Origin of the sequence: Marinobacterium profundum (assembly GCF_001528745.1) — a bacterium.
In the GTDB taxonomy this organism is placed as follows: Bacteria; Pseudomonadota; Gammaproteobacteria; order Pseudomonadales; family Balneatricaceae; genus Marinobacterium_A; species Marinobacterium_A profundum.
This window is the reverse complement of the sequence record NZ_BCNS01000211.1, coordinates 55,816-78,869: the sequence shown is the minus strand read 5'-3', so window position 1 is coordinate 78,869 and position 23,054 is coordinate 55,816. Positions and strand designations below refer to the sequence as shown.

General features: G+C 58.0%; 20 protein-coding genes. 19 read left to right on the top strand and 1 reads right to left on the bottom strand.

All coding sequences use genetic code 11. The features are described 5' to 3' along the window. The first annotated feature begins 77 nt into the window (after positions 1-77). Genes MPRO_RS24290 through djlA form a run of 3 tightly spaced genes read left to right on the top strand, consistent with a single transcriptional unit; the run spans position 78 to position 2,645 of the window. Positions 78-1,136 carry an aminoglycoside phosphotransferase family protein gene (locus MPRO_RS24290; RefSeq protein ID WP_067298926.1) on the top strand — a complete coding sequence of 353 codons (1,059 nt, stop codon included), beginning with the start codon at positions 78-80 and terminating at the stop codon, positions 1,134-1,136. After that, positions 1,133-1,816: an N-acetylmuramate alpha-1-phosphate uridylyltransferase MurU gene (gene murU, locus MPRO_RS24285; protein WP_067298924.1), complete on the top strand. Its 684-nt coding sequence runs from the start codon at positions 1,133-1,135 to the stop codon at positions 1,814-1,816. Before MPRO_RS24290 ends, murU begins: the two co-directional genes overlap by 4 nt. Further along, complete coding sequence (djlA, locus tag MPRO_RS24280; protein ID WP_067298922.1) at positions 1,806-2,645, top strand: co-chaperone DjlA; 840 nt, start codon at positions 1,806-1,808, stop codon at positions 2,643-2,645. The genes murU and djlA overlap by 11 nt, the downstream gene beginning before the upstream one ends. 76 nt (positions 2,646-2,721) lie before the next feature. Here the strand turns inward: djlA and MPRO_RS24275 are convergent, their stop codons facing one another. Continuing rightward, positions 2,722-3,711, bottom strand: a complete 990-nt coding sequence (locus tag MPRO_RS24275) for a DUF3530 family protein (protein ID WP_067298920.1) — start codon at positions 3,709-3,711, stop codon at positions 2,722-2,724. A 92-nt stretch (positions 3,712-3,803) separates the two neighbouring features. Between MPRO_RS24275 and rpe the strand changes: the two genes are divergently transcribed. The 16 genes from rpe to MPRO_RS24195 all read left to right on the top strand — a co-directional run bounded on the left by rpe (position 3,804) and on the right by MPRO_RS24195 (position 23,014). Then, positions 3,804-4,475: a ribulose-phosphate 3-epimerase gene (rpe, locus tag MPRO_RS24270; RefSeq protein WP_067298918.1), complete on the top strand. Its 672-nt coding sequence runs from the start codon at positions 3,804-3,806 to the stop codon at positions 4,473-4,475. After that, on the top strand, positions 4,475-5,155 hold the full coding sequence (locus tag MPRO_RS24265) for a phosphoglycolate phosphatase (protein ID WP_067298916.1): 681 nt from the start codon (positions 4,475-4,477) through the stop codon (positions 5,153-5,155). The genes rpe and MPRO_RS24265 overlap by 1 nt, the downstream gene beginning before the upstream one ends. A 214-nt stretch (positions 5,156-5,369) precedes the next feature. After that, entirely contained in the window at positions 5,370-6,851 is a 1,482-nt protein-coding gene (trpE, locus tag MPRO_RS24260) for an anthranilate synthase component I (RefSeq protein ID WP_067298914.1), read from the top strand. Positions 6,852-7,243: 392 nt separating this feature from the next. Next, positions 7,244-7,993 carry an electron transfer flavoprotein subunit beta/FixA family protein gene (locus tag MPRO_RS24255; protein ID WP_067298912.1) on the top strand — a complete coding sequence of 250 codons (750 nt, stop codon included), beginning with the start codon at positions 7,244-7,246 and terminating at the stop codon, positions 7,991-7,993. Continuing rightward, positions 7,993-8,928: an electron transfer flavoprotein subunit alpha/FixB family protein gene (locus MPRO_RS24250; RefSeq protein WP_067298910.1), complete on the top strand. Its 936-nt coding sequence runs from the start codon at positions 7,993-7,995 to the stop codon at positions 8,926-8,928. Before MPRO_RS24255 ends, MPRO_RS24250 begins: the two co-directional genes overlap by 1 nt. A 164-nt stretch (positions 8,929-9,092) precedes the next feature. Further along, complete coding sequence (locus tag MPRO_RS24245) at positions 9,093-10,775, top strand: electron transfer flavoprotein-ubiquinone oxidoreductase (protein ID WP_067298908.1); 1,683 nt, start codon at positions 9,093-9,095, stop codon at positions 10,773-10,775. Positions 10,776-11,146: 371 nt separating this feature from the next. Beyond that, on the top strand, positions 11,147-12,793 hold the full coding sequence (locus tag MPRO_RS24240; protein WP_158651928.1) for a FecR domain-containing protein: 1,647 nt from the start codon (positions 11,147-11,149) through the stop codon (positions 12,791-12,793). 4 nt (positions 12,794-12,797) lie between these two features. Beyond that, on the top strand, positions 12,798-15,272 hold the full coding sequence (locus MPRO_RS24235) for a putative bifunctional diguanylate cyclase/phosphodiesterase (protein WP_082709100.1): 2,475 nt from the start codon (positions 12,798-12,800) through the stop codon (positions 15,270-15,272). 93 nt (positions 15,273-15,365) lie between these two features. Beyond that, entirely contained in the window at positions 15,366-16,262 is an 897-nt protein-coding gene (locus tag MPRO_RS24230; protein ID WP_067298901.1) for a LysR family transcriptional regulator, read from the top strand. A 120-nt stretch (positions 16,263-16,382) separates the two neighbouring features. Continuing rightward, the gene (locus tag MPRO_RS24225; RefSeq protein WP_082709105.1) at positions 16,383-17,195 is read left to right on the top strand and encodes a putative hydro-lyase; all 813 of its coding nucleotides are present in this window, start codon (positions 16,383-16,385) and stop codon (positions 17,193-17,195) included. Between the two features lie 166 nt (positions 17,196-17,361). After that, positions 17,362-18,327 carry a TRAP transporter substrate-binding protein gene (locus tag MPRO_RS24220; protein ID WP_082709099.1) on the top strand — a complete coding sequence of 322 codons (966 nt, stop codon included), beginning with the start codon at positions 17,362-17,364 and terminating at the stop codon, positions 18,325-18,327. A gap of 51 nt (positions 18,328-18,378) precedes the next feature. Continuing rightward, entirely contained in the window at positions 18,379-18,897 is a 519-nt protein-coding gene (locus tag MPRO_RS24215) for a TRAP transporter small permease (RefSeq protein ID WP_067298893.1), read from the top strand. Beyond that, a complete protein-coding gene (locus tag MPRO_RS24210; protein ID WP_082709098.1) occupies positions 18,897-20,204 on the top strand; it encodes a TRAP transporter large permease in 1,308 nt (435 codons plus the stop codon). Before MPRO_RS24215 ends, MPRO_RS24210 begins: the two co-directional genes overlap by 1 nt. A gap of 128 nt (positions 20,205-20,332) precedes the next feature. Then, complete coding sequence (locus MPRO_RS24205; RefSeq protein ID WP_067298889.1) at positions 20,333-21,064, top strand: 5-oxoprolinase subunit PxpA; 732 nt, start codon at positions 20,333-20,335, stop codon at positions 21,062-21,064. 347 nt (positions 21,065-21,411) lie between these two features. After that, on the top strand, positions 21,412-22,104 hold the full coding sequence (gene pxpB / locus MPRO_RS24200) for a 5-oxoprolinase subunit PxpB (protein ID WP_067298886.1): 693 nt from the start codon (positions 21,412-21,414) through the stop codon (positions 22,102-22,104). Next, positions 22,094-23,014 carry a 5-oxoprolinase subunit C family protein gene (locus MPRO_RS24195; RefSeq protein ID WP_067298884.1) on the top strand — a complete coding sequence of 307 codons (921 nt, stop codon included), beginning with the start codon at positions 22,094-22,096 and terminating at the stop codon, positions 23,012-23,014. Before pxpB ends, MPRO_RS24195 begins: the two co-directional genes overlap by 11 nt. Positions 23,015-23,054: the final 40 nt, after the last annotated feature.

The following is a 23,054-nucleotide window of genomic DNA, read 5'->3' as shown; positions in this document are numbered from 1 at the left end:
CTCAAATGAGCGCCAGCCTAAATCCAAACGTGGAATGATAAATCATTCGCAAGAGACAGTGCTAGAGGATTCCAAGTATGGACCAGCGTCAGGTTGAATTGACAGCGTGGGTTACGCGGGCATTTGAGCAGTTGGGACTGGATCTTGCCCCCGACTGGCGACTGACTCCGGTTAGCGGAGATGCCAGTTTTCGGCGCTATTTCAGGGTTCACAGCCACAACCTGACCTGGGTGGCTGTGGATGCGCCGCCCGCAACCGAGGATTCGCATCAGTTTGTTGCGATCGCCAGGGCCTGGGCGCCGCTGAATATTCATGTACCCCGTATTCATGCCTGCGATCTGACCCAGGGCTTTATGCTGCAGTCGGATTTGGGCGATACCCTCTATCTGGATGTGCTGGACGCACAGAGCGCAGACGCACTTTATGCCAAGGCGCTGGTGTCGCTGACCCATATACAGCAGTGTGTCACGCTTGGACGCGGTGTCGAGTTGCCGCGTTACGATGCCAAAATGCTGATGTTCGAGGTGGGCCTGTTTCGCGAGTGGTTCGTTGAGCAGCTGCTGGGGCTCAAACTCGATGCCACCGAGGAGGCGCTGCTTGATCAGCTGTTCTCGGCGCTGACAGATTCTGCCCTGGCGCAGCCCCAGGTCTGTGTGCATCGGGATTTTCATTCGCGCAATTTGATGGTGAGTCGCGAATCTACCCCCGGTGTGATCGACTTCCAGGGCGCGGTTATAGGGCCTATAACCTATGACCTGGTATCGCTGTTGCGGGACTGCTATATCGACTGGCCCTCTCACAAGGTGTACGAGTGGATGGCACGCTTTGGCCAGGTGCTGGTGCGCGAGGGTTTGATGGAAGTCTACGACGATGAGTTGTTTCGCAGCTGGTTTGACCTGATGGGCATGCAACGTCACCTCAAGGCAGTGGGTATTTTTTCCCGTTTAAAACTGCGTGATGGCAAACCAAATTACCTGATCGATGTGCCCCGCACCCTGGGGTATATCCAGCAGGTACTTGAGTCTTACCCTGAATTTGATGAACAGGCCCAGTGGCTGCGGCGCCGGGTAATTCCGGCCATGGTGGCGTCGGGCCAGTTTGATGCCGACGCAATCAGGCGGTGGCTGCAACGATGAGAGCCATGATTCTGGCGGCGGGCCTGGGTACGCGGATGCGTCCGCTCACCCTGACCACGCCCAAGCCGCTGCTGCGCGTTGGTGGCAAGGCGCTGATCGAATATCATATCGAACGGCTGGTGGCGGCGGGTTTCGACGAGATCATCATCAACCACGCCTGGCTCGGGCCCCAGATTGAAGCTTATCTGGGTAACGGTTCAGGCTACGGTGCCCGCATCAGCTATTCCGCCGAGGGCGAGCCCCTGGAGACCGGCGGCGGCATTTTCCGCGTGCTTGACTGGCTTTCCCCGCTGGGCGCCCCCTTTGTGGTGGTAAACGGTGATGTTTTCACGGACTATCCGTTCGCGCGCCTGCCCCGCAGGCTCAATGGCGACGCCCATCTGGTGCTGGTGGAGAACCCTGTACACAACCGCGCGGGTGATTTTGCCCTGACGCAGGGGCGTATCGAGGCCCAGGGGATGGAACGCTATACCTTTAGCGGGGTCAGTGTGCAGTCGGCGGAACTCTATGCCGGCTGCACGGCCGGCGCTTTTGCGCTGGCGCCGCTGCTGCGCGATGCGATCGCGCGGGGGCGGGTAAGTGGTGAGTATCATGACGGCTGCTGGGTGGATGTAGGCACCGTCGAACGACTGCAACAGTTAGACAGGGATTTGAGGGAGAAGCACCCAGATGGCAATTAATCCGGAGCAATTCGGGGCAGGACTGGCCGACAGTGTGCGACAGCACCGTACCGGGCTGGTCATTGGTGGTCTGATAGGTCTGTTCAGCGGTGGGCTGTTCGGGCTGATTTTTGGCGGTGGTATCGGTTTTATGCTGGATCGCTGGCTCAAAGGCAGCCTGCGACGCTTTAATCCGCGCGAGGCTTTTTTCCGTGCCACCTTTTCCGTGATGGGCAAGATCGCCAAGGCCGATGGCCGAGTGACGGAAAACGAGATTCGCTATGCGCGGGATGTGATGGCGCGCATGAATCTGGATCAGACAAGGCGTGAAGAGGCGATGAGCCTGTTCAATGACGGCAAGCATGAGAACTTCGAGATCGGCGATGTGCTGCGCCCGCTGTCGGCGCTGATCCGCTATAACGTGCCGCTAAAACTGATGTTTGTCGAGATTCAGCTGCAGGCGGCCATGTCCGATGGCAGCATTAGTCCGGCCGAGCTCGCCCTGGTGCGCCAGGTGTGCCAACAGCTGATGATGACCGAGCGTGAGGTGGCGGCGCTGATCGCCCGCATGCAGGCACAGCAGGCCTACGGTGAGCACAGTTTCGGCGGCCATCAGCAGGGCTTTGCCGAGCCGCAGTTGCTGAAAGATGCCTACGGTGTGCTGGGTGTGGGCGAGGCAGCGTCGGATTCGGAGGTGAAAAAAGCCTACCGTCGCCTGATGAGTCAGCATCATCCCGACAAGCTGGTAGCCAAGGGGTTGCCGGAGGAAATGATGCAGCTGGCGAAGGAGAAAACCCAGGAAATTCAGGCCGCCTACGATCGTGTTAAAAACGCCCGCAAAGCCGCCTGACATTAAAGCGTGGTCTGAGTAAATCGCCGGTATTTAACTCTACCAGGCTTCAGTCTGTTGGGGTGTGGCCGGGGATTTAACTCCCCGGGCGCTGCTCGGCGGGCTCCGCGTCCTGCTTAATCATAGGCACTGGCATCAGGTAGCGTTTGATGCGCCCGCGCACTTCGCGCACCAGCAGGGCGCCGTCATCGGCGGGCAGTATTTCTGGCAGTGTGCCCTGGTGGTAACTTTCCAGTAGCGCCCGGCGGGCGCTGTTAGCGCGCAGGCGGGCAGCCTCGTTCGCCATATAACCCATCTGATAAATATCCAGTACCGGCACGCTCAGCTCCGTTAGCAGCTGTTTCAGCTGTGGTGCGCCGGCTGTTGCAGGCTGACGCGCATTCAGCAGCGTCAGGCCGAGCAGGTGGTTTTGCTGAAACTCCCTGGTGCAGAGTGCCGCCCAGGTCGCTCCTGTGCCGGTGCCCAGAAAGATCAGGTAGTCGCGCTGGCGGGATTCAAGGTGCCGGATGGCGGCTTCACAAATTTTGATAACGCGCTCGGCGTACAGCGCCATGGGCGTGATTTCGGTGTCCTGGGTTGTGGCGTCGGTCGCGTTCTGCGGATTAGCCTGGTCGGTGTTGTCGGGGTCTGCATTGATGTCGGATGTAAAGCTGCGTGCTGGTACGTCCGTGGCGGTGTTGTGCGGCAACGCAACCGACAGCGTATCCCAGCCGTGGTGCGCCAGGCCTGTACGTAGCGGATGCAGGTCCTGCGGCCAGTCCGGGTGGCTGTGCTCATCGGGCAGCAGAATCACGGCGCCGGTGGGCTCGGCCTCGCTGGCAGGCTGATAAAGCGTCAGGCTGCGGTCGTTGTTGGTTTCAAGCCAGTTGACCTCGGTTTCGGGCGCCTGGGCCAGGGCGCGGGCCAGGTCGATCATGCCCTGTTGCTGTGGGGCCGGCTCGACCCGTTCACGCAGCGCGACGGGAGAACTGCTTTCAAGGCTGGTGTCGGCAGCGGATGCAGCGGCCTGAACCAGGGTGGTGGGCAGCAGGAAACTCAGGGTGAGGGCGCAGAGTATTGGCTTCATGCCCGGATTATTCAGAACTGCCCGGTCGCAGGCAAGGCCTCGCTTGGTTACAATAGCGCCGATTCGAAATTTCCTTCACAAAGAGTCTGACCATGGCCGATTACAAACTAGCCCCGTCCATTCTGTCCGCCGACTTTGCCCGTTTGGGCGAAGAGGTTGAAAATGTACTCGCGGCGGGTGCCGATATTGTGCATTTTGATGTCATGGACAATCACTATGTGCCGAATCTGACCATTGGTCCCATGGTGTGCAAGGCGCTGCGCAAACACGGCATCACGGCACCTATCGATGTGCATCTGATGGTGAAACCGGTCGATCGCATGATCGGTGAGTTTATCGATGCCGGTGCCAGCTTTATCACCTTTCACCCCGAAGCTTCGGAGCATATTGACCGCTCCCTGCAGATGATTCGAGATGGCGGCTGTCAGGCGGGCCTGGTGTTCAATCCCGCGACACCGCTGCATTATCTTGATCACGTGATGGATCGGCTGGACATGATTCTGCTGATGTCTGTTAACCCGGGTTTTGGTGGTCAGAAATTCATTCCCTCGACGCTGGGCAAGCTGCGCCTGGTGCGCCAGCGCATTGACGCCAGTGGTCTGGATATCCGTCTCGAAGTGGATGGTGGCGTGGGCATTGGCAATATCGCCGAGATCGCGGCCGCCGGTGCCGATACCTTTGTCGCCGGCTCCGCTATTTTCAATACCGATGATTACCGCGCCACCATCGATGCCATGCGTGCCGAGCTGGCGAAGGTTTCCTGATGCGCAGCCTGTTCGCAGGCCAGGATCCTGCGCTGGTGCTGTTCGACCTGGATGGCACCCTGGTGGACAGCGTGCCCGATCTGGCCCTTGCCATTGATCGCATGCTGGCAGAGCTCGAACTTGAGCCTGCCGGTGTTGCGCGGGTGCGGGACTGGGTCGGCAATGGCGCACCGACGCTGGTGCGCCGCGCCTTGTTCGGGCAGCTGGATATATCCGATTCAACCTTGCCAGAAGGACGTTTCGAGCAGGCCTACGAGCTTTTTCTGCAGTTCTACGGCGAGTCGACGTCGGCACTGAGTGTGCTCTATCCCGGTGTGCTCGAATGCCTAAACGGGCTCCAGGCGCGGGGTATTCGTATGGGCATTGTGACCAACAAGCCGATGCGTTTTACCGGCGACATGCTGCAGGGGCTCGGGATCGATGGCTACTTTGATGTGGTGATTGGTGGCGACAGCCTGCCCACCTGCAAGCCTGATCCCGCCATGCTGCTCAGTGCCATCGAACAGTGCGGCGCTACGCCTGCCACCACCTTGATGGTGGGCGACTCGAGCAACGATGTTCTGGCGGGGCGAGCGGCGAGTTGCAGGGTGGTTGGCGTGCCCTATGGCTACAATCACGGTGAACCTATCGAAGCCAGCGCGCCTGACCTGATAGTCGCGCGCCTTGATGTGCTGCTGTGAGTCGCTGTGATGGCGGTTGCGCAGGCCCGCGGGCTTGCTATATCGTATAGCTCCAACATTCTGATTTGACTGACAACTTTCAGCCGTGAATCTATTCCTTGTGCTTCATCAAATGGGCTTTCGACTCTGCGTGTTACAGCTGGAGTCTCGCTGGCGATGGCGTCTGTAATTCCCGCCTGACACACCTTCATACCCACTTTTTGAGGCAGCAATAATGACGCCTGAGCAGTTTTCCGATCTGGCCGCGCAGAATTACAACCGCATTCCGGTGATGCGCACCGTACTGGCCGACCTGGACACCCCGCTTTCTACCTACATGAAACTGGCCGACGCGCCCTACAGCTACCTGTTTGAATCTGTTGAGGGCGGCGAGAAGTGGGGGCGTTACTCCATTATTGGCCTGCCGTGTCGCACTCTGCTGAAGGTTTGCGGCCATGAAGTCACCATCAGCACAGACGGTGCCATCGTCGAACAGATGGAAGTGGAAGACCCGCTGGATTTTGTCGAACAGTTCCAGGCCCGCTACCGGGTACCGGATCTGCCGCACCTGCCGCGCTTCAATGGTGGCCTGGTAGGCTATTTTGGCTACGACACCGTGCGTTATATCGAAAAGCGCCTGGCGGCGACGGCACCGCCGGATGTGATAGGCACGCCTGATATTTTGCTGATGGTGTCCGATGAGCTGGTGGTGTTCGATAACCTCAGCGGCAAGCTGATTCTGATCTGCCATACCGATCCTGCGCTGCCGAATGCGCTGGCGCAGGCCGAAGCCAGGCTTGATGAGCTGGTGGCCAGGTTGCGCACCGCCACGCCGCGGCAACCCGAGGCTGCGCCTGCGCGTCATGTTGATGAGGCGGCGTTCAAATCCAGCTTTGGTGAAGATGCCTTCAAGGCGGCAGTGGCACGTATCAAGGAATACATCCTGTCGGGTGACATGATGCAGACGGTGATCTCCCAGCGCATGTCGATTCCCTTCGAGAGCCGGCCGCTGGATCTGTATCGCGCACTGCGCTGCCTGAATCCGTCACCCTACATGTATATGCTGAACCTGGATGATTTCCATGTGGTGGGGTCATCGCCGGAAATTCTCGCCCGGGTTGAAGATGGTATCGCGACTGTCAGGCCCATCGCCGGAACGCGGCCCCGCGGTGCGACCGAGGCCGAGGATCAGGCGCTGGAGCAGGATCTGCTGTCGGACCCCAAAGAACTGGCCGAGCATCTGATGCTGATCGATCTGGGGCGCAACGATGTGGGACGCGTAGCTCGAGTCGGCGAGGTGCAGCTGACCGAGAAAATGGTGGTAGAACGCTATTCCCACGTCATGCATATTGTCTCCAATGTGAATGGTCGTTTGCGCGATGACGTGACTGCCATGGATGTGCTGCGTGCTGCGCACCCGGCGGGCACCCTGAGCGGCGCACCCAAGGTACGGGCCATGGAGATCATCGACGAGCTTGAGCCGGTGAAACGTGGCGTTTACGGCGGTGCTGTGGGTTACCTGTCCTGGAATGGCAATATGGATACGGCGATTGCGATTCGCACCGCGGTGATCAAGGATAAAGTGCTGCACATTCAGGCTGGCGCCGGCATCGTGGCCGATTCGGTACCCCAGAGTGAGTGGGATGAAACCATGAACAAGGGGCGGGCAATTTTCCGCGCCGTGGCCATGGTGGAGCAGGGTCTCGATAACCTGTAACCGGCCGATGCTGCGCTAGCAGCGCTAGCTGAACCCGAGACCGGAGCCCTGTGCTCCGGTTTTTTTTTGCCTGCCTTTTGTCAGTTTTTTACCTGTAATTCTCCCTTTTATCGCTTGATTGGCCGCCGCTTTCTGTATGCGTGGCCTCATATGTCAATTAATAGGCTCCATTTGTTATTGTCCGATACGCGGCTTCAGGCGACACTGCATGACACTGAATTACCGGCCAGCGGCGCTTGAAGCGTATTTTTTTGTGGCTGGCGTGCCCTTTGGGCGAGCATGTGTCCTGTTTGGTTCTATCCTTATGGCCAGGTGGGCGCAAGTTCATGTTATCGATGCGGTCCGCTCCTGCGGGTGTGGGCCTGGACAGTAATGCGAAAAGGCAGAACAGCATGAAAGTACTGGTAACGGTCAAGCGTGTCCTCGACTACAACGTCAAGGTGCGCGTCAAGGCGGATCGCAGCGACGTGGATCTGGCCAACGTCAAGATGGCACTGAACCCCTTCTGCGAGATCGCAGTGGAAGAGGCGGTGCGGCTGAAAGAAGCCGGTGTGGCGACCGAGGTGATTGTCGTCTCCATTGGCCCGAAAGCTGTGCAGGAACAGATTCGTACAGCGCTTGCGCTCGGTGCCGATCGTGGTATCCATATCGAAACCGAAAACAGCCCTGAATCTTTGTCTGTCGCCAAGCTGCTGGCCAAAATCGTGGCCGACGAGCAGCCGGGTCTGGTTATTCTCGGCAAGCAGGCGATCGATTCTGACAACAACCAGACCGGTCCGATGCTGGCGGCACTCACCGGCCTGTCCCAGGGCACCTTCGCCTCTGAAGTGAAGATCGAGGGTGATGAAGCCCTGGTGACCCGTGAAGTCGACGGCGGCCTGCAGACCCTGGGTCTGAAGCTGCCCGCCATTGTCACCACCGATCTGCGCCTGAACGAGCCGCGTTATGCGTCTTTGCCCAACATTATGAAAGCCAAGAAGAAGCCCATGGAGGTGAAAACCCCGGCGGATCTGGGTGTGGAGCTGCGCGCTCATACCGAGCTGCTGGGTGTTGAGCCGCCGGCCGAACGCAAGGGTGGCATCAAGGTGAGCTCGGTGGCCGAGCTGGTGGAAAAACTGAAAAACGAAGCGAAGGTGATCTGATGGCGACCCTGATTATTGCGGAACACGATAACAGCATCCTGAAACCGGCCACGCTCAATACCGTTGCCGCGGCTGTCGCCATCGGTGGCGATGTGGCTCTGCTGGTGGTGGGCGAAGGTTGTCAGGCCGTGGCCGATCAGGCTGCGCAGGTTGCCGGTGTCAGCAAGGTCTTGCTGGCTGATAACGCTGCCTACGGGCATCAGTTGGCCGAGAATGTCGCGCCGCTGGTGGCAGAGCTGGCCAAAACCGCTGGCTTTGACTATGTGCTGGCGCCAGCCACCACCACCGGCAAGAACCTGCTGCCCCGTGTGGCGGCCCTGCTGGATGTGGGTCAGTTGTCCGATATCGTCTCGGTCGAGTCGGCCGATACCTTCAAGCGCCCGATCTATGCCGGCAATGCTATAGCCACGGTAAAGTCACTGGATGCCATCAAGGTCATCACCGTGCGCGGCACGGCCTTTGATCCGGTCGCCGCCGAGGGTGGTTCTGCCAGCATTGAAGCCGTGACGGCGGTGCATGACGCGGCACTGTCGCGCTTTGTCGGTGAAGAGGTGGCCAAATCGGATCGCCCCGAGCTGACGGCGGCGCGGGTGATCATCTCCGGTGGTCGCGGCATGGGCAACGGCGAGAACTTCGCCCTGCTGGAAAAGGTCGCCGACAAGCTCGGTGCGGCCGTGGGCGCGTCCCGTGCGGCGGTGGATGCGGGCTTCGTACCCAACGACATGCAGGTCGGCCAGACCGGCAAGATCGTGGCGCCTGAACTCTATATCGCCGTGGGCATTTCCGGTGCCATCCAGCATCTGGCGGGCATGAAGGATTCCAAGGTGATAGTGGCGATCAACAAGGATGAAGAGGCGCCTATTTTCCAGGTTGCGGATTATGGCTTGGTTGCGGACCTCTTCGACGCCGTGCCGGAGCTGGAAGCGAAGCTTTAATATTCAAGTATCTGTTCAACGTTGTGCCTTCAGGGGCGGGCCCTCACGTGCCGGCCCCTGTTTTTTGTAAGGCGCAGCCATTTATCTATTTGTTTACTCACAAACATCTATTACCCACCCATTTTCTTGATTCCACTACACACGCTAACAAGAGGTAAGTCCCCATGAGCGAAGCCGTGAACGCTGCTGAACGCGAGTCGATGGAATTCGATGTGGTGATTGTAGGCGCCGGGCCTGCGGGTCTGTCCGCCGCCATTCGCCTGATGCAGCAGGCGCAGGATGCCGAACGCGAGCTAACGGTCTGTGTGGTGGAAAAAGGCTCCGAAGTCGGCGCCCATATACTCTCAGGCGCGGTGATCGAACCCCGTGCCCTGGTAGAACTCTTTCCCGACTGGAAAGAGCGCGGTGCGCCCCTGACCACCGCTGTTACCGAAGATCAGATTTACCTGCTGGGCGATGCGACGTCTGCGCGGCGGATCCCCAATGCGCTGGTGCCCAAGACCATGCACAACCATGGCAACTATGTCGCCAGCCTTGGCAATCTGTGCCGCTGGCTGGCGGAGCAGGCCGAAGCCCTGGGCGTAGAGGTCTTCCCGGGTTTTGCTGCCAGCGAAGTGCTCTATCACGCAGACGGCAGCGTTAAGGGTATCGCCACCGGCGACATGGGCATCGGCCACGATGGCCAGCCCAAGGACAGCTATACACCCGGCATGGAGCTGCACGCCAAGGTCACCCTGTTCACCGAAGGCTGCCGCGGCCACCTGGGCAAGCAGCTGATCGAAAAGTTTGCGCTGGACAAAGACGCCGATCCGCAGCACTACGGTCTGGGAATCAAGGAACTGTGGGACATAGATCCCGCCAAACATCAGCCGGGCCTGGTGTTGCACGGCTCCGGCTGGCCGCTGACGGGCAAGGGGCAGGAAGGCACCAGTGGTGGTTTTTTCCTCTACCACGCCGATAACCACCAGGTGGTGGTGGGGCTGATCGTCGACCTGAACTACAGCAACCCCTGGCTGAGCCCGTTCGATGAATTCCAGCGCATGAAGCACCATCCGCTGTTTGCCCAGTACCTGGAAGGCGGCAAGCGCGTGTCCTACGGTGCCCGCGCCATCACCAAGGGTGGCTTTAACTCCCTGCCCAAAATGACCATGCCCGGCGCCCTGCTGCTGGGCTGTGATGCCGGCACCCTGAACTTCTCCAAGATCAAGGGCACCCACACGGCAATGAAATCCGGTCTGGTCGCAGCCGAAAGCGTGTTCAAAGCCCTGGGTGAAAACGACAGCGTCGGCCAGGATATCAGCGCCTATACCGATGCTTTCAAGGCCTCCTGGCTGTACGACGAACTCTATCGCAGCCGCAATTTTGGCCCGGCACTGCACAAGTTTGGCACCCTGATGGGGGGGGCTTTCAACTTTATCGACCAGAACCTCTGTGGCGGCAAGCTGCCCGTCACCCTGCACGATACCCGGGCTGACTATGCCCAGCTGACGCCTGCCGCTCAGAGCCCGAAAATCGACTACCCCAAGCCCGATGGCAAGCTAAGTTTCGACAAGCTGACTTCGGTGTTTCTGTCGAACACCAACCACGAGGAAGATCAGCCCAGTCATCTGCAACTGAAAGATGCCAGTATCCCCATTGGCACCAACCTGCCCACCTGGGCGGAGCCTGCGCAGCGCTTCTGCCCGGCGGGGGTCTATGAAGTGGTGGAAGAGGCGAGCGGCCCGCGCTTTCAGATCAACGCCCAGAACTGCGTCCATTGCAAAACCTGCGATATTAAAGACCCGTCCCAGAACATTACCTGGGTGGTCCCGGAGGGCGGTGGCGGCCCGACCTACCCGAATATGTAAGCAGCAGGCAGCAGACGTTGGTGATACAGGTCGTTGTGCGCAGTCCTATCAAGGAGGCAGGCAGCTGACGTCTGAATATAGCGGCGGGCTGGTTTTCGGTGTTGCGGAACTGCTGCCTATTGTGTAACGACGATACCCCGCGATTGCGGGGTTTTTGTTTTTCTGTTGCTGTATTTTTAGTGTTTTTCTAAGGTAAATGGCTGCTAAATAGTATTAAAATAGCGACAGTGTTCAGCGGGCTGGTTATTGCCTGTTTTGTCTAAGCTTTTGATTTATGATCATGCTTGGCCTACATTTTGCGTTAGCTGGGGGCAATATACGGTGTTGCTCAGGCTCATGGAGTAAACGCAAGATCTTCTATGGAGTCACCCTTGAACAACCTACTGTCGTCTGCATCCCTACGTTCGTTTTTTCTTGTTCTGGTATTACAGTTGCTTCCTGTACAGCTATGGGCCCAAGACTGGGTTTATACCGTAGTTGAAGGTGACAGCCTCTGGAATCTCAGTGAAAAGCACCTTGATCGCGTTACGCGCTTTGAGCAGGTGCGCAAACTTAATGGTATCCAGGACCCTGAAAATCTTCGTCCCGGCACTCGTGTACGTATTCCGCTGAAGTGGATTCGCAGTAATGCGGTGCCTGCGCAGGTATCCAGCGTTACGGGTTCTGCTCAGATGATTCGGGCAGGTGCCACGGTGCCAGAGCCGCTACAGCAAGGTGCCATGTTGCAGCTCGGTGACAAGGTCATCACTGCTGCCGAAAGCAGCGTGGCCATTCGTTTTGCCGATGATTCCATTCTGAGCCTGCAGGCCAGCAGTCAGGTGCAGTTCGATAATCTCAGTGCCCATGGTGAAACGGGCATGGTAGATACACGTATGAACCTGATAGAGGGTCGTATGATTACCCGAGTCACGCCGGCGGTAGGGCCTGGTTCCCGCTTCGAAATACAAACGCCTTCGGCCATCAGTGCCGTGCGGGGAACCGAATACCGCGCATCGGTGGCGGCCAATGGTGGTTCGAACATTGAAGTCTTGCATGGCAAGGTTGCTGTCAGTGGTGGTCGCAAGCAGGCACTGGTAAAAAGTGGTTATGGTACTCAGGTCGAAACCGGCAAGGCGCCGCTGAAGCCGCGCCTCCTGCTGCCAGCTCCCGTACTCGAACCCGTCCCCGCTGTAATCGAACAGCTGAACTGGCGTCTGGCCTGGGCCGAGATGGACAAAGCCAGCGGCTATAGAGTTGAAGTCTCGGATAATGCTGATTTTGATACCATCCTCTGGCAGCAACGCGGTCAGTATCGCTATTCCGCCCTGCCGGACGTACCCGATGGCAGCTATCACATTCGTGTGCGTGCGATTGATGACCTGGGGCTTGAAGGCCTGAACGCTGACCAGCAGATCCTGATCAATGCCCGCCCGCAGCCACCTTTGCAACTTAAGCCTCGTGATGCGCAGGTACTGCGCGGTGCAGGCCCGGATATGCTTTGGACCCAAAGTGAAGATGCCACCAGTTACCGTGTACAGGTGGCCAGAGACGAGAATTTCTCCGAGCTTATTCTGGATGAATCCGAACTTGATTCCGATCGTTATGACGGCACAGCGATGGCGGAGTTGGGTACCTATTACTGGCGTCTGCGCAGCCGTGCAGCTGATGGCGAAGAGGGACCGCTGGGTGCCGTGCGTTCCTATGAAGTGAAGCCCATGCCTGCGGCAATTGATGCGGCGGTGGCGGCGGATGATGACGGCATGCTGCTTGCGTCCTGGCAGGGGGCCGAAGACCAGACCTTTCAGGCACAGCTGGCATCGGACAAGGCCTTTACCCAGTTGCTGCGTGATGAGCAGCTAAGCGAACCGCAGATTGCCATTGAGCCGATGCAGGGTAAGAGTCGCTATCTGCGGGTGCGCTCCATTGAAAGTGATGGCTATCAGGGCCCTTGGGGCGCCACGCAGAAAATAGCGCCTATTCCTGATCATGGTATCTGGTGGGTCATAATGGTGGGCGTCCTGGGAGTTTTGGCACTGTGATTTCATGCGTCTGAGAGGCCATTATCGATCTGGTGTCGTCGGTGGCCTGCTACTTGTGATGTTGGTACTGGCGGGTTTTTTGTTCGCCCCGCCGCAACGCTTCGAACGCCTTAACCTGTTTTTGTATGATTTGATTCTACCGGTACAGTCACCCGCAATGAGTGACCAGCTGGTAATAGTAACGGTAGATGATGCCAGTATCGCCGAACTTGGGCGCTGGCCCTGGTCGCGGGCGCGCCATGCCCAGTTGGTCGACCGACTGACTGAGCATGGCCCGCAGGCCATCGGCTTCGATATTCTCTTCACTGAATCCCAAGACGACAGATCGGATGGCCTCTTGGCTACTGCGCTCGAACGCAACGGCCGTACGGTGCTGGCCGTGGCTCCGGCACAACCAAGCCCAGGCGGGCCTATATCCGAGTTACTGCCGATGCCCGATCTGGCGATTTCGGCGGCGGCTTTGGGACATGTTGATGCTGAGCTGGATGTTGACGGTCAGAGCCGGCAGTTTTTTCTCTACGCGGGGCTGGATGATCCGCGCTGGCCAGGCCTGGGTCTGGCCATGATGAACGTAGCCGGAGCTGAACGCGGCCAATTCGGGATCAGTGTGGCTGCAAAGACTCAGGGATTGGGCTGGATAAGGGCGGGGCGCGGGCTGATTCCCTATGCCGCAATCAATGATCCTCCCAAGCGGCTGTCTTATGCCGACGTCTTGGCTGGGCGTGTTGCCGCCAATGCGATCCGGGACAAGTTTGTGCTGGTCGGTGTTGTGGCAACAGGGTTGGGTGATGTTATTTCCACGCCGGTTTCACGTCTGCATGAGCGTACCCCAGGTGTCGAGGTAATAGCTCATGTGCTGAATGGCTTGCTGCAAAATGTACCTTTGCGTCATGCCTCGGCAGAACTGCAGTTTTTGCTGAGTGTGGCGCTAGTTGCAAGTGGAACTCTCATGGTGCTGTTGTTACCGCTACGACTGGGCTTTTTTGCCATGCTGGCGGCAGTTGCGCTGACACTGGGGAGCAGTGCGGCGTTGCTGGCACTAGAACGAATCTGGTTTGCTCCGGCGGCGGCATTGGTGCTGCTGCCCCTGGGGTGGGCGCTCTGGAGTGTCTGGCTCTATGGCATTGAAGAAAGTCGTACCCGGCTTTTGATGCGGCGTCTGGAGCATCAGACGCGGCATCATATTATTACCGGCTTTCCCAATCAGGGCGTACTGGAAGGGCAGTTGTGCAAGTTGGGCGATAAAGGCCCAGACGGAACCCTGGCTGTTTTGCTGGTGCTGAAAGTGAGCTGGCATGAATCGGCCTCGGTGCTGCTGAACCGAACGGTGGGAGATCAGCTATTGCGGATGCTGGCCGAACGCCTGCGTACTGTGGCTCCGGAGGGAGCCTTTCTCGCCCATCTGAACGGTGACGATTTTGCCGTTCTGCTGAACAATCAACTGAATTTCGAACATATAAACGATACTGCAGCGACGCTGCTCGAGGCACTCAAGCAGCCTTTGATGCATGAAAACAGCGAAATCATGCTTGTGCCCCATATGGGAGGCAGTGTCTGGCCCACTGATGGCCGGGATGGTTCGGCGCTACTGCGCAATGCCTACACCGCCATGTTCCAGTCCCGTCTAGAGGGGCTGGAAGGCTTGTGCTTCTACTCCGCTGATATTGGCAAAAAACTGGAAGTGCGGGCGCAGCTTGAGCAGGCGTTGGTGCATGCACTGCAACGTGACGAGTTCCTGCTTTATTACCAACCCCAGGTGGATGCGATCACGCACCAGATTATCGGCGTTGAAGCGCTGATTCGCTGGAAAAACCCGGAGCTCGGCTGGATAAGTCCGGCGGAGTTTATTCCGGTAGCCGAACACACAGGGTTGATCAATGTGATAGGTAACTGGGTGCTGGAAACCGCGTGCCGCGATCTGACAAGGCTAAAGGATGCGGGCCTAAGGCCGTTGCGGATGGCGGTGAACCTGTCACCCTTGCAGTTCACTTCTTCTGATCTGGTGTTCAGCGTACAGGATGCCATGCGCCGCTTCGGCGTACCGCCCGATCGGATGGAGTTGGAGGTCACCGAAAGCACGGTAATGAACAATCTCGACAATGCGGTAAAGGCCATGCATGAACTGCGTGCACTGGGTATAGAGCTGGCGATTGATGATTTTGGTACCGGCTATTCCTCTCTCAGCAGCCTGCGTTCCTTCCCGGTGGACAGGCTCAAGATCGACCAGTCTTTCATCCGTGAAATTGGCCACAGTGATGCTGCTACTGGCATAGTGCTGACCATTCTTTCGATGGCCCGGCGGCTGGGTTTGGGCGTTATTGCCGAGGGAGTGGAAACGGCGGAGCAGGCCGAGTTTCTGCGCAAGCACGAGTGCGAAGAGCTGCAGGGTTACCTGTTCAGTCGCCCGATTCCGGTTGAAGAACTGGCTCAGTTGCTCGGCGGCACCTTGATTGACGTTACGGCCGAGTCTGTTGTCTGAGCAGCTTAGTTATCCCTGCCGTCGACCAGGCTTGCTGGTCTGCCCCAAAGAGTGCCCCTTTGCGGCGCTGAACTTATTTTGCAGGGGGCGCTGATGAACTTCAAACGTCTGGAAACCTTTGTCTGGGTCGCGACCCTTGGCAGTTTCAGGAAAGCGGCGGAACGCCAGTGCACTACACAGCCTGCGATCTCGTCGCGCATAGCCGCGCTGGAGGAAGAACTCGGCGCTAAGCTGTTTGTGCGCGAGGTGGGGCCCGGCCCCGTGGCTCTCACGGCCAAGGGCAAGGAGCTGCTGCCCTACGCCGAAAAGATCATTTTCATGTCGGAGCAACTGCGCAAGCGGGCCAACCTGTCGCTATCGCTGGGCGGTATTTTGCGTCTGGGCGTATCGGAAACCATTGTTCATACCTGGCTGCCCGACTTTTTGCGGCGCCTGCATACCGACATGCCCAACCTGGAAGTGGAAATGACCGTGGATGTCACCAGCAATCTGCGTATCGGATTGCAGGACCGCTCACTGGATCTGGCGTTTCTTATGGGGCCGGTGTCGGATCCCTCCATAGCGGATCGTGAACTCTGTACCTTTCCCCTGGTCTGGGTGGCCAGCCCGGAGCTGGCTTTGCCAAAACGGCTTCTGTATCTGGAAGAACTGATCAAATGGCCGATTATTACCTACGCCAGAACCACCAAACCCTACGCTGAGATCAGTCAAAAATTCCGTGAACTGGATGGTCCGCCTGTCAGGTTTTTTTCATCCAGCTCATTGTCTGCCTGTCACCGCCTGACGCTGGATGCCGTCGGTATATCCACCTTGCCCCATGCCATGATTGCCCAGGAACTCGAAGAGGGAAGTCTTAACCGGGTTAGGGCAATCTGGACGCCCAGTGCATTGGGTTTTACAGCGTCCTATCCCGATGTGCCGTTCAATCCGTTGGCGGAGCTGGCGGCCGAGCTGGCGGTAGCGGTCGCCAAAGACTACGGATTAAAATAATTAATAAATTTTTTTTATTAAAATCACCAAAAATCCATAATTAGACTTTTTTTGTGTCGAGGGTAGTCTGTATAAAAAGACAGAACAACAATAGCAGCAGAGGTCCACGGTATGCTCGTAATGCAACGCGATTCTTCAGGTTTCAAAGAGCGTCTGCTCAGCGAGTCCAGTGCGCTGCGTCAGGCGATTCGGCGCGGTGAGCATAGTTCCATGACCAGCGGACTGGCGTCTGGCCTGGTGCAGGGCAATGTGGTGATACTGCCCGCCGACTGGGCCGGCGATTTTCTCACCTATTGCCAGAATAACCCGGTTTCCTGCCCGCTGATCGCTGTATCCGAGGCGGGTAACCCAGCCCTGCCGGGCCTGGGGCTGGATATCGACATTCGCCACGACGTACCTGAATACAATATTTTTCGCGACGGCGAACTGGTTGAAACCACATCGGACATCGCTGCCCACTGGCAGAGCGACATGGTCGCCTTCGTGCTGGGCTGTTCGTTCTCCTTTGAAGATGCGCTGCAGCAGGCGGGCCTGTCGGTGCGCAATATCGACATGGATGTGAACGTCTCCATGTACCGCAGCAATATCCCTACTGTGCCAGGTGGTCGTTTCCACGGCGACATGGTGGTGTCCATGAGGCCCTTCATCGCCGCCGATGCGATTCGCGCGGTACAGGTGACCACCCGTTTGCCCAAGGCGCACGGTGCGCCTGTGCATTTTGGCGATCCGTCCCTGATCGGTATCAACGACCTTTCTGCGCCTGACTTTGGTGATGCAGTTGAGCTCTATGCTAATGAGCTGCCGGTTTTCTGGGCCTGCGGTGTAACGCCCCAGGTGGCCGTGCGCAATGCCAAACCGCCCATCTGCATTACCCATGTGCCCGGCAAAATGCTGATCACCGATTTGCTTAATGCAGAACTTGCGATTCTTTGAGGCCTGCAGGATGCAGCGCCACCTTTTCTGGTCACCCAGGGCGTTTCGGTGCTGGCAGCTATTCTTGATGACAGCTGTATTGCCACCCAGGCCTCAGGGGTTATGGTCATCCGGCTCAGGATGAGATCCGGTACTTTTCAATAACACTGAAAACTGGAGCATTAAAATGAAAAAATTAGCCAGCGCCATGCTGCTGTTGGGTACCCTTGCGGCCTCAGCCGTTCAAGCCGAAAAATGGCATATGCCCACACCTTACGGCGACGCCAATTTACCGACCCAGATCGCTCGCGAATTCGCCGAGGAGATCAAGACCAATACCGCCGGCGAGTTGGACATTGTCGTGCATTCGGGTGCTTCGCTGGTGAAGCATCCGGAAATACCGCGCGCGGTGAAAACAGGTCAGGTTCAGCTGGGGGAAGTCTTTATTGGCATCATGGGTAACACTCATTCGGTGTTTAAACATGACAATATTCCGTTTCTGGCGACTACTTTTGATGATGCCGAGAAACTCTGGGCAGCGGCCCGGCCCGAAGTTGAAAAACAGCTGGATAAAGACGGCATGACGCTGCTGTATACCGTTGCCTGGCCGGCCCAGAGTCTCTACACCAAGGCGCCGGTCAACAGGCTGGAAGACCTGAGTGGCCTGAAGATGCGTGCCTATAGCCCGTCTACCTCCCGCCTGGCGGATCTGATGAATACCACCCCGACCACAGTGCAGGTGCCGGACATTCCCCAGGCCTTCAGTACTGGCATTATCGACGCCATGATCACGTCACCCTCGACTGGCGTGAACGGTCAGGCCTGGGATTACCTGGAGCACTTCACCGATGTGCGCGCCTGGATTCCCAAAAACGTGGTGGTCGTGAACAAGCGGGCCTTCAAACGTCTGGATGACAAGACCCGTCAGGTGATTCTGGATGCCGCTGCCAAAGCCGAAAGCGAAGGCTGGAAGCGTGTACGCATCACGGCGGCTGAAGATACCAAGACTCTGGCCGAGAACGGCATTCAGGTAGCGGAGCCTTCCGCCGAGCTGATGGCTGAGTTGCAGATAATCGGCGACACCATGATCGATGAGTGGAAGGCCGAGTCGCCAGAAGACGTAGGCGCCATCCTCTCCAGCTACCGCAAGTAAATCCAGTGTCACAGGCCTCGGTTTCGGGGCCTGTTCAGCGAGGCGCCTGTTATGCACTCACTTCGAGAAAAACTCTATCTGGCATCGGGCTATCTGGCAGGCTTTTGTCTGGTTGCCATCATGCTCATCATACTGGCCCAGATAGTTGGCCGGCTGCTCGGCTTTATCGTGCCCTCGGCGGAAGATTTTTCCGGCTATGCTCTGGCCGGCGCTACCTTCCTCGGTCTGGCCTATACCTTTCACGAAGGCGGGCATATCAGGGTTACTCTGCTGATTCAGCGCTGTTCGCCCCGGATGCGCTTCCTGCAGGAGTTTTTGGTGCTGCTGTTCGCTTTGGGGCTGGTTAGTTACATGACCTGGTACTGCATCTATATGGTGTGGGAATCCTATGTCTTCGAGGAGGTTTCCTACGGCTATATTCCGGTGCCTATATGGATTCCGCAGATACCTCTGGCGCTGGGAATACTGGCGCTGAATCTGGCCATTCTGGACAGCCTTGTCTGTGTGGTAAAAGGCCGTGTACCGGCCTATCAGACCCATGAAAATGAGCTCAATCTGGAGGAAGTCTGATGGATATGACGCTGCTATCGATTGTACTGGCCGTCAGTATGCTGGTGATGCTCGCCATGGGAATCTGGGTAGCGCTGGCGCTGACAGGCGTGGCGGTGCTGGGGCTGATGCTGTCCGGCAACGACCAGATTGGCCTGCTGTTCGCCACTTCCAGCTGGGGCGCCAGTACCTCCTGGTCACTGACCGCCTTGCCGCTGTTTATCTGGATGGGGGAAGTGCTGTTTCGCACCCGCCTGTCGGAGGATTTGTTCAAGGGGCTGTCGCCCTGGCTGAGTGGCCTGCCGGGCAAGCTGCTGCATGTGAACGTGCTCAGTTGTGGCATCTTTGCCGCCGTATCGGGTTCTTCCGCCGCCACGGCCGCCACCATTGGCCGCATGACACTGCCTGAACTCAAGGCGCAGGGCTATAGCGAGCGTATGGCAGTGGGAACCCTGGCCGGCTCCGGCACCCTGGGGCTGCTGATACCACCCTCCATTATTCTGATTGTTTACGGCGTGGCCGCCGAGGTGTCCATTGGTCGGCTATTTATCGCCGGCGCCTTGCCGGGCCTGCTGCTGATGGTGCTCTTTATGGGCTACACCATGGTGTGGGCGCTGCTGAACAAGGATGAGCTGCCAAGCAGTACCGCTGACCGCGTACCCTTTATCGTCAAGCTGAAGGCGCTGAAACAGCTGCTGCCGATTGTCGCTCTTATCGGCTTCGTACTGGGCTCCATCTATGGCGGTTTGACCACGCCGACTGAAGCCGCTGCCCTGGGCGTTTTTGGTTCCCTGTTTCTGGCTCTGGTGACCGGCAGCCTGGATCGCGAGAGCTTTTTAAGCAGTCTGCTGGGGGCGGTAAAGAGCTCCTGCATGATCGGCTTGATTCTGGTTGGTGCGCATTTTCTGACGCTGGCCATGGGCTTTCTTGGCATCCCCAGTGCGCTGGCGCAATGGATTGGCGATATGGCGCTCTCGCCTGTGGTGCTGTTGATGTCTCTGACGGTGCTCTTTGTGGTACTGGGCTGTTTTCTGGATGGCATCTCGGTGGTGGTACTGACTGTCGCTGTAGTTCTGCCCATGGTGCAGCAGGCCAATATCGATTTGCTTTGGTTCGGTATCTACATAGTGCTGGTGGTGGAAATGTCCCAGATCACGCCGCCGGTGGGCTTCAATCTGTTTGTGATTCAGTCGCTCACTGGTAAGGACATTCTCTACGTGGCCCGGGCGGCGCTGCCGTTCTTCCTGCTGATCCTGTTTGCCATAGTGCTCATCAGCTGGTTCCCCGAGATTGTGACCTACCTGCCGACGACCATGTCGCAGCGCTAGCGAGATAAAGTACAGGGCTCTGTCGCCTGGCGGCGCGGCCCTGCATCAGTTCCGGATTAATTTTCTGATCTTGCCCTGTCCTGCAACACCGCTGCAGGCTATGGCAACGTTTTGCCTGGAGAACGTCGATGAAACTCAATTGTGACATGGGTGAAAGTTTTGGCAGCTGGGTGATGGGCATGGACGAGCAGGTTATGCCCTTTGTCGACATGGCCAATATTGCCTGCGGCTTCCATGCCTCGGACCCGCTCACCATGGACAGAACCGTCAAACTGGCCCTGGCCAGCGGTGTCAGTATAGGTGCCCATCCCGGCTATCCCGACCTGCTGGGTTTTGGCCGGCGCGATCTGCAGTGCTCGGCGGATGAACTGCGCGCGCTGATTGTCTACCAGATTGCTGCCCTGGATGGTATCTGCCGTGTTAACGGGACTTGCATCGATTATGTAAAACCCCACGGCGCCCTCTATAACCGCATGATTGCAGATCCGGCCACCATGGCGGTGGTCATGCAGGCGGTACTGGATTACGCGCCCCAGTGCCCGCTGGTGATCATGGCCACGCCCGATGCCGAGCGCTTTCGCACCCAGGCCGCAACGCTTGGGCTGACACTCTGGTTCGAGGCCTTTTCCGATCGCGCCTACGACGACCAGGGGCGGCTGGTTTCCCGCTCGGTGCCAGGCGCTGTGCATCACAGCTGCGAGGCGATTGAGCAGCAGGTGACGCAAATGCTCAATGATGGCAGCGTCACCTCCATCAATGGCGTGCGAGTGCCTATTCAGGCCGACACCCTGTGCATTCACGGCGACAATCCACTGGCGCTGCAGGTGGTGCAGCGGCTGCGGGGCTGGGTGCAAAGCTGATGCAGCTGCAGAACGCTAACGAAAACACTTTGCTGATCGGCCTTGGTGACGAGATCGGTGATTGTGGACTTGTGCAGCAGTGGGCTCAGCGACTGCATTTCTTGGGATTTAGCCAATGAAACTTGAAAGCGTTAACGAAAACACTTTGCTGATCGGCCTTGGTGACGAGATCGGTGATTGTGGACTTGTGCAGCAGTGGGCTCAGCGACTGCATTTCTTGGGATTTAGCCAATGAAACTTGAAAGCGTTAACGAAAATACTCTGCTGATCAGCCTTGGTGATGAAATTAGTGATCGTGGACTTGCGCAGCAGTGGGCTCAGCGACTGCATTTCTTGGGATTTAGCCAATGAAACTTGAAAGCGTGAACGAAAATACTCTGCTGATCAGTCTTGGTGATGAAATTTGTGATGAGGTGGCGCAGAGGGTACGCCAGGTACTGGATGGCATTCGTGGCGAACTGGCGCCGTTCGTCATCGATCTGGTGCCGTCATATACCTCGATTCTGTTGAGCTTTGATCTGCGCAGGGTCGACCGACTGGGTATGTTTTCCAGGCTGCAGGCGCTGATACAGCGACTGGAACAGGCCGAGGCTAGTCTAGAGGACGCCAGAGAGGTAGTAGTGCCGGTGTATTACGGTGAGGAAGTGGCACTGGATATGGCTGAAATCTGCCAGCATCTGGGGTTGTCCGCGGATGAGGTGATAGCCCTGCACAGCAGTGTCAGCTACCGCGTTTATGCCATTGGCTTTAGCCCGGGTTTTGCTTTTCTGGGCAATACAGACCCGCGCCTGAGCATGCCGCGCAAGAGTACGCCACGACTTAAAGTCCCCAGGGGCAGCCTCGGCATTGCCGACAACCAGACCGCCATCTATCCCAGCGTCACACCGGGGGGCTGGCAGCTTATTGGCCGTACCCCGGCGCAGATGATCGACTGGAACAGCCGTTCGCTGGCGCTGATGGAAGTGGGGGATCGGGTGCGCTTCGAACCGGTGTCGAGGCAGGAATACCTCAGTCTGGGAGGGCAGTTCGATGAGCTTTGAGGTTATCAATCCGGGCATTCTAAGTCTGTTGCAGGATGACGGCCGTTTTGGCTATCAGCATCTGGGGGTCACCACCGGTGGTCCGCTGGATGAACATGCCTTTGTCTGGGCTAATCATATTCTGGGCAATGCACCGGGCACGGCGCAGCTGGAAATTACCTATGGTCTGTTGCAGCTGCGCTGCCTGGCCGATACCTGCATCGCCCTGACGGGCGCTGATCTGGGGGCGCGTATCAACGGTGAGCCGCTGGCGCCCTGGTGCACGCGGAGGGTGCGCAAAGGCGACGAGATCGCTTTCGCGACCCCGATAACCGGGCTGCGCGCCTATCTGGCGGTGCTCGGCGGCTTTCAGGCCGAAGCGCGCCTGGGCAGTTGCGCCACCGTTTTCCGCGAAGGCTTGGGCGGTGTTGCTGGTGATGGGGCCAAGCTCAAGGTCGGGGATATCCTGCGCTTTGAACCAAGCCGCACGGCGATCGACGCCCGGGTGCCTGGCTGGGCCATTCCGGACTACGACAGCCCGCTGGAACTGGGTGTGATGCCGGGTTATCAGCACGATGAATTCGATATAGTGCAGCGCACCAAGTTCTTTTCCGCCAGCTATAAGGTGAGCCAGAACATGGACCGCATGGGTTACAGACTCAGCGGCGATGCGATTCAACCCAGGCGCAACGGCATCATCTCCGAAGGCATCGCCTTTGGTGCCATCCAGATTCCCAGTGATGGCCAGCCCATAGTGCTGCTACGGGATCGCCAGACCATCGGCGGCTACCCGAAAATCGGCTGTATCAGCGCCCTGGGGGCTGCTCAGCTGGCCCAGCGCGGGCCCGGTGCCCGGGTGCGTTTTCGCCCCATGGATGTTTCCGAGGCCGAAGCCCAGCGCATGATCTTCAATCACAACTTCGGGCTTTGATGTCTGAATAGCTTTACCTCCTGACGCCGTCCTTAACGCC

Bases quoted from the DNA above. Each gene is read 5' to 3' on its own strand.
- pxpB (WP_067298886.1), top strand. From the start codon at position 21,412: ATGAAACTTGAAAGCGTGAACGAAAATACTCTGCTGATCAGTCTTGGT.
- MPRO_RS24210 (WP_082709098.1), top strand. From the start codon at position 18,897: ATGGATATGACGCTGCTATCGATTGTACTGGCCGTCAGTATGCTGGTG.
- MPRO_RS24215 (WP_067298893.1), top strand. From the start codon at position 18,379: ATGCACTCACTTCGAGAAAAACTCTATCTGGCATCGGGCTATCTGGCA.
- MPRO_RS24255 (WP_067298912.1), top strand. From the start codon at position 7,244: ATGAAAGTACTGGTAACGGTCAAGCGTGTCCTCGACTACAACGTCAAG.
- trpE (WP_067298914.1), top strand. From the start codon at position 5,370: ATGACGCCTGAGCAGTTTTCCGATCTGGCCGCGCAGAATTACAACCGC.
- MPRO_RS24195 (WP_067298884.1), top strand. From the start codon at position 22,094: ATGAGCTTTGAGGTTATCAATCCGGGCATTCTAAGTCTGTTGCAGGAT.
- MPRO_RS24205 (WP_067298889.1), top strand. From the start codon at position 20,333: ATGAAACTCAATTGTGACATGGGTGAAAGTTTTGGCAGCTGGGTGATG.
- rpe (WP_067298918.1), top strand. From the start codon at position 3,804: ATGGCCGATTACAAACTAGCCCCGTCCATTCTGTCCGCCGACTTTGCC.
- MPRO_RS24250 (WP_067298910.1), top strand. From the start codon at position 7,993: ATGGCGACCCTGATTATTGCGGAACACGATAACAGCATCCTGAAACCG.
- MPRO_RS24230 (WP_067298901.1), top strand. From the start codon at position 15,366: ATGAACTTCAAACGTCTGGAAACCTTTGTCTGGGTCGCGACCCTTGGC.
- djlA (WP_067298922.1), top strand. From the start codon at position 1,806: ATGGCAATTAATCCGGAGCAATTCGGGGCAGGACTGGCCGACAGTGTG.
- MPRO_RS24245 (WP_067298908.1), top strand. From the start codon at position 9,093: ATGAGCGAAGCCGTGAACGCTGCTGAACGCGAGTCGATGGAATTCGAT.
- MPRO_RS24290 (WP_067298926.1), top strand. From the start codon at position 78: ATGGACCAGCGTCAGGTTGAATTGACAGCGTGGGTTACGCGGGCATTT.
- MPRO_RS24225 (WP_082709105.1), top strand. From the start codon at position 16,383: ATGCAACGCGATTCTTCAGGTTTCAAAGAGCGTCTGCTCAGCGAGTCC.
- murU (WP_067298924.1), top strand. From the start codon at position 1,133: ATGAGAGCCATGATTCTGGCGGCGGGCCTGGGTACGCGGATGCGTCCG.
- MPRO_RS24235 (WP_082709100.1), top strand. From the start codon at position 12,798: ATGCGTCTGAGAGGCCATTATCGATCTGGTGTCGTCGGTGGCCTGCTA.
- MPRO_RS24275 (WP_067298920.1), bottom strand. From the start codon at position 3,711: ATGAAGCCAATACTCTGCGCCCTCACCCTGAGTTTCCTGCTGCCCACC.
- MPRO_RS24265 (WP_067298916.1), top strand. From the start codon at position 4,475: ATGCGCAGCCTGTTCGCAGGCCAGGATCCTGCGCTGGTGCTGTTCGAC.
- MPRO_RS24220 (WP_082709099.1), top strand. From the start codon at position 17,362: ATGAAAAAATTAGCCAGCGCCATGCTGCTGTTGGGTACCCTTGCGGCC.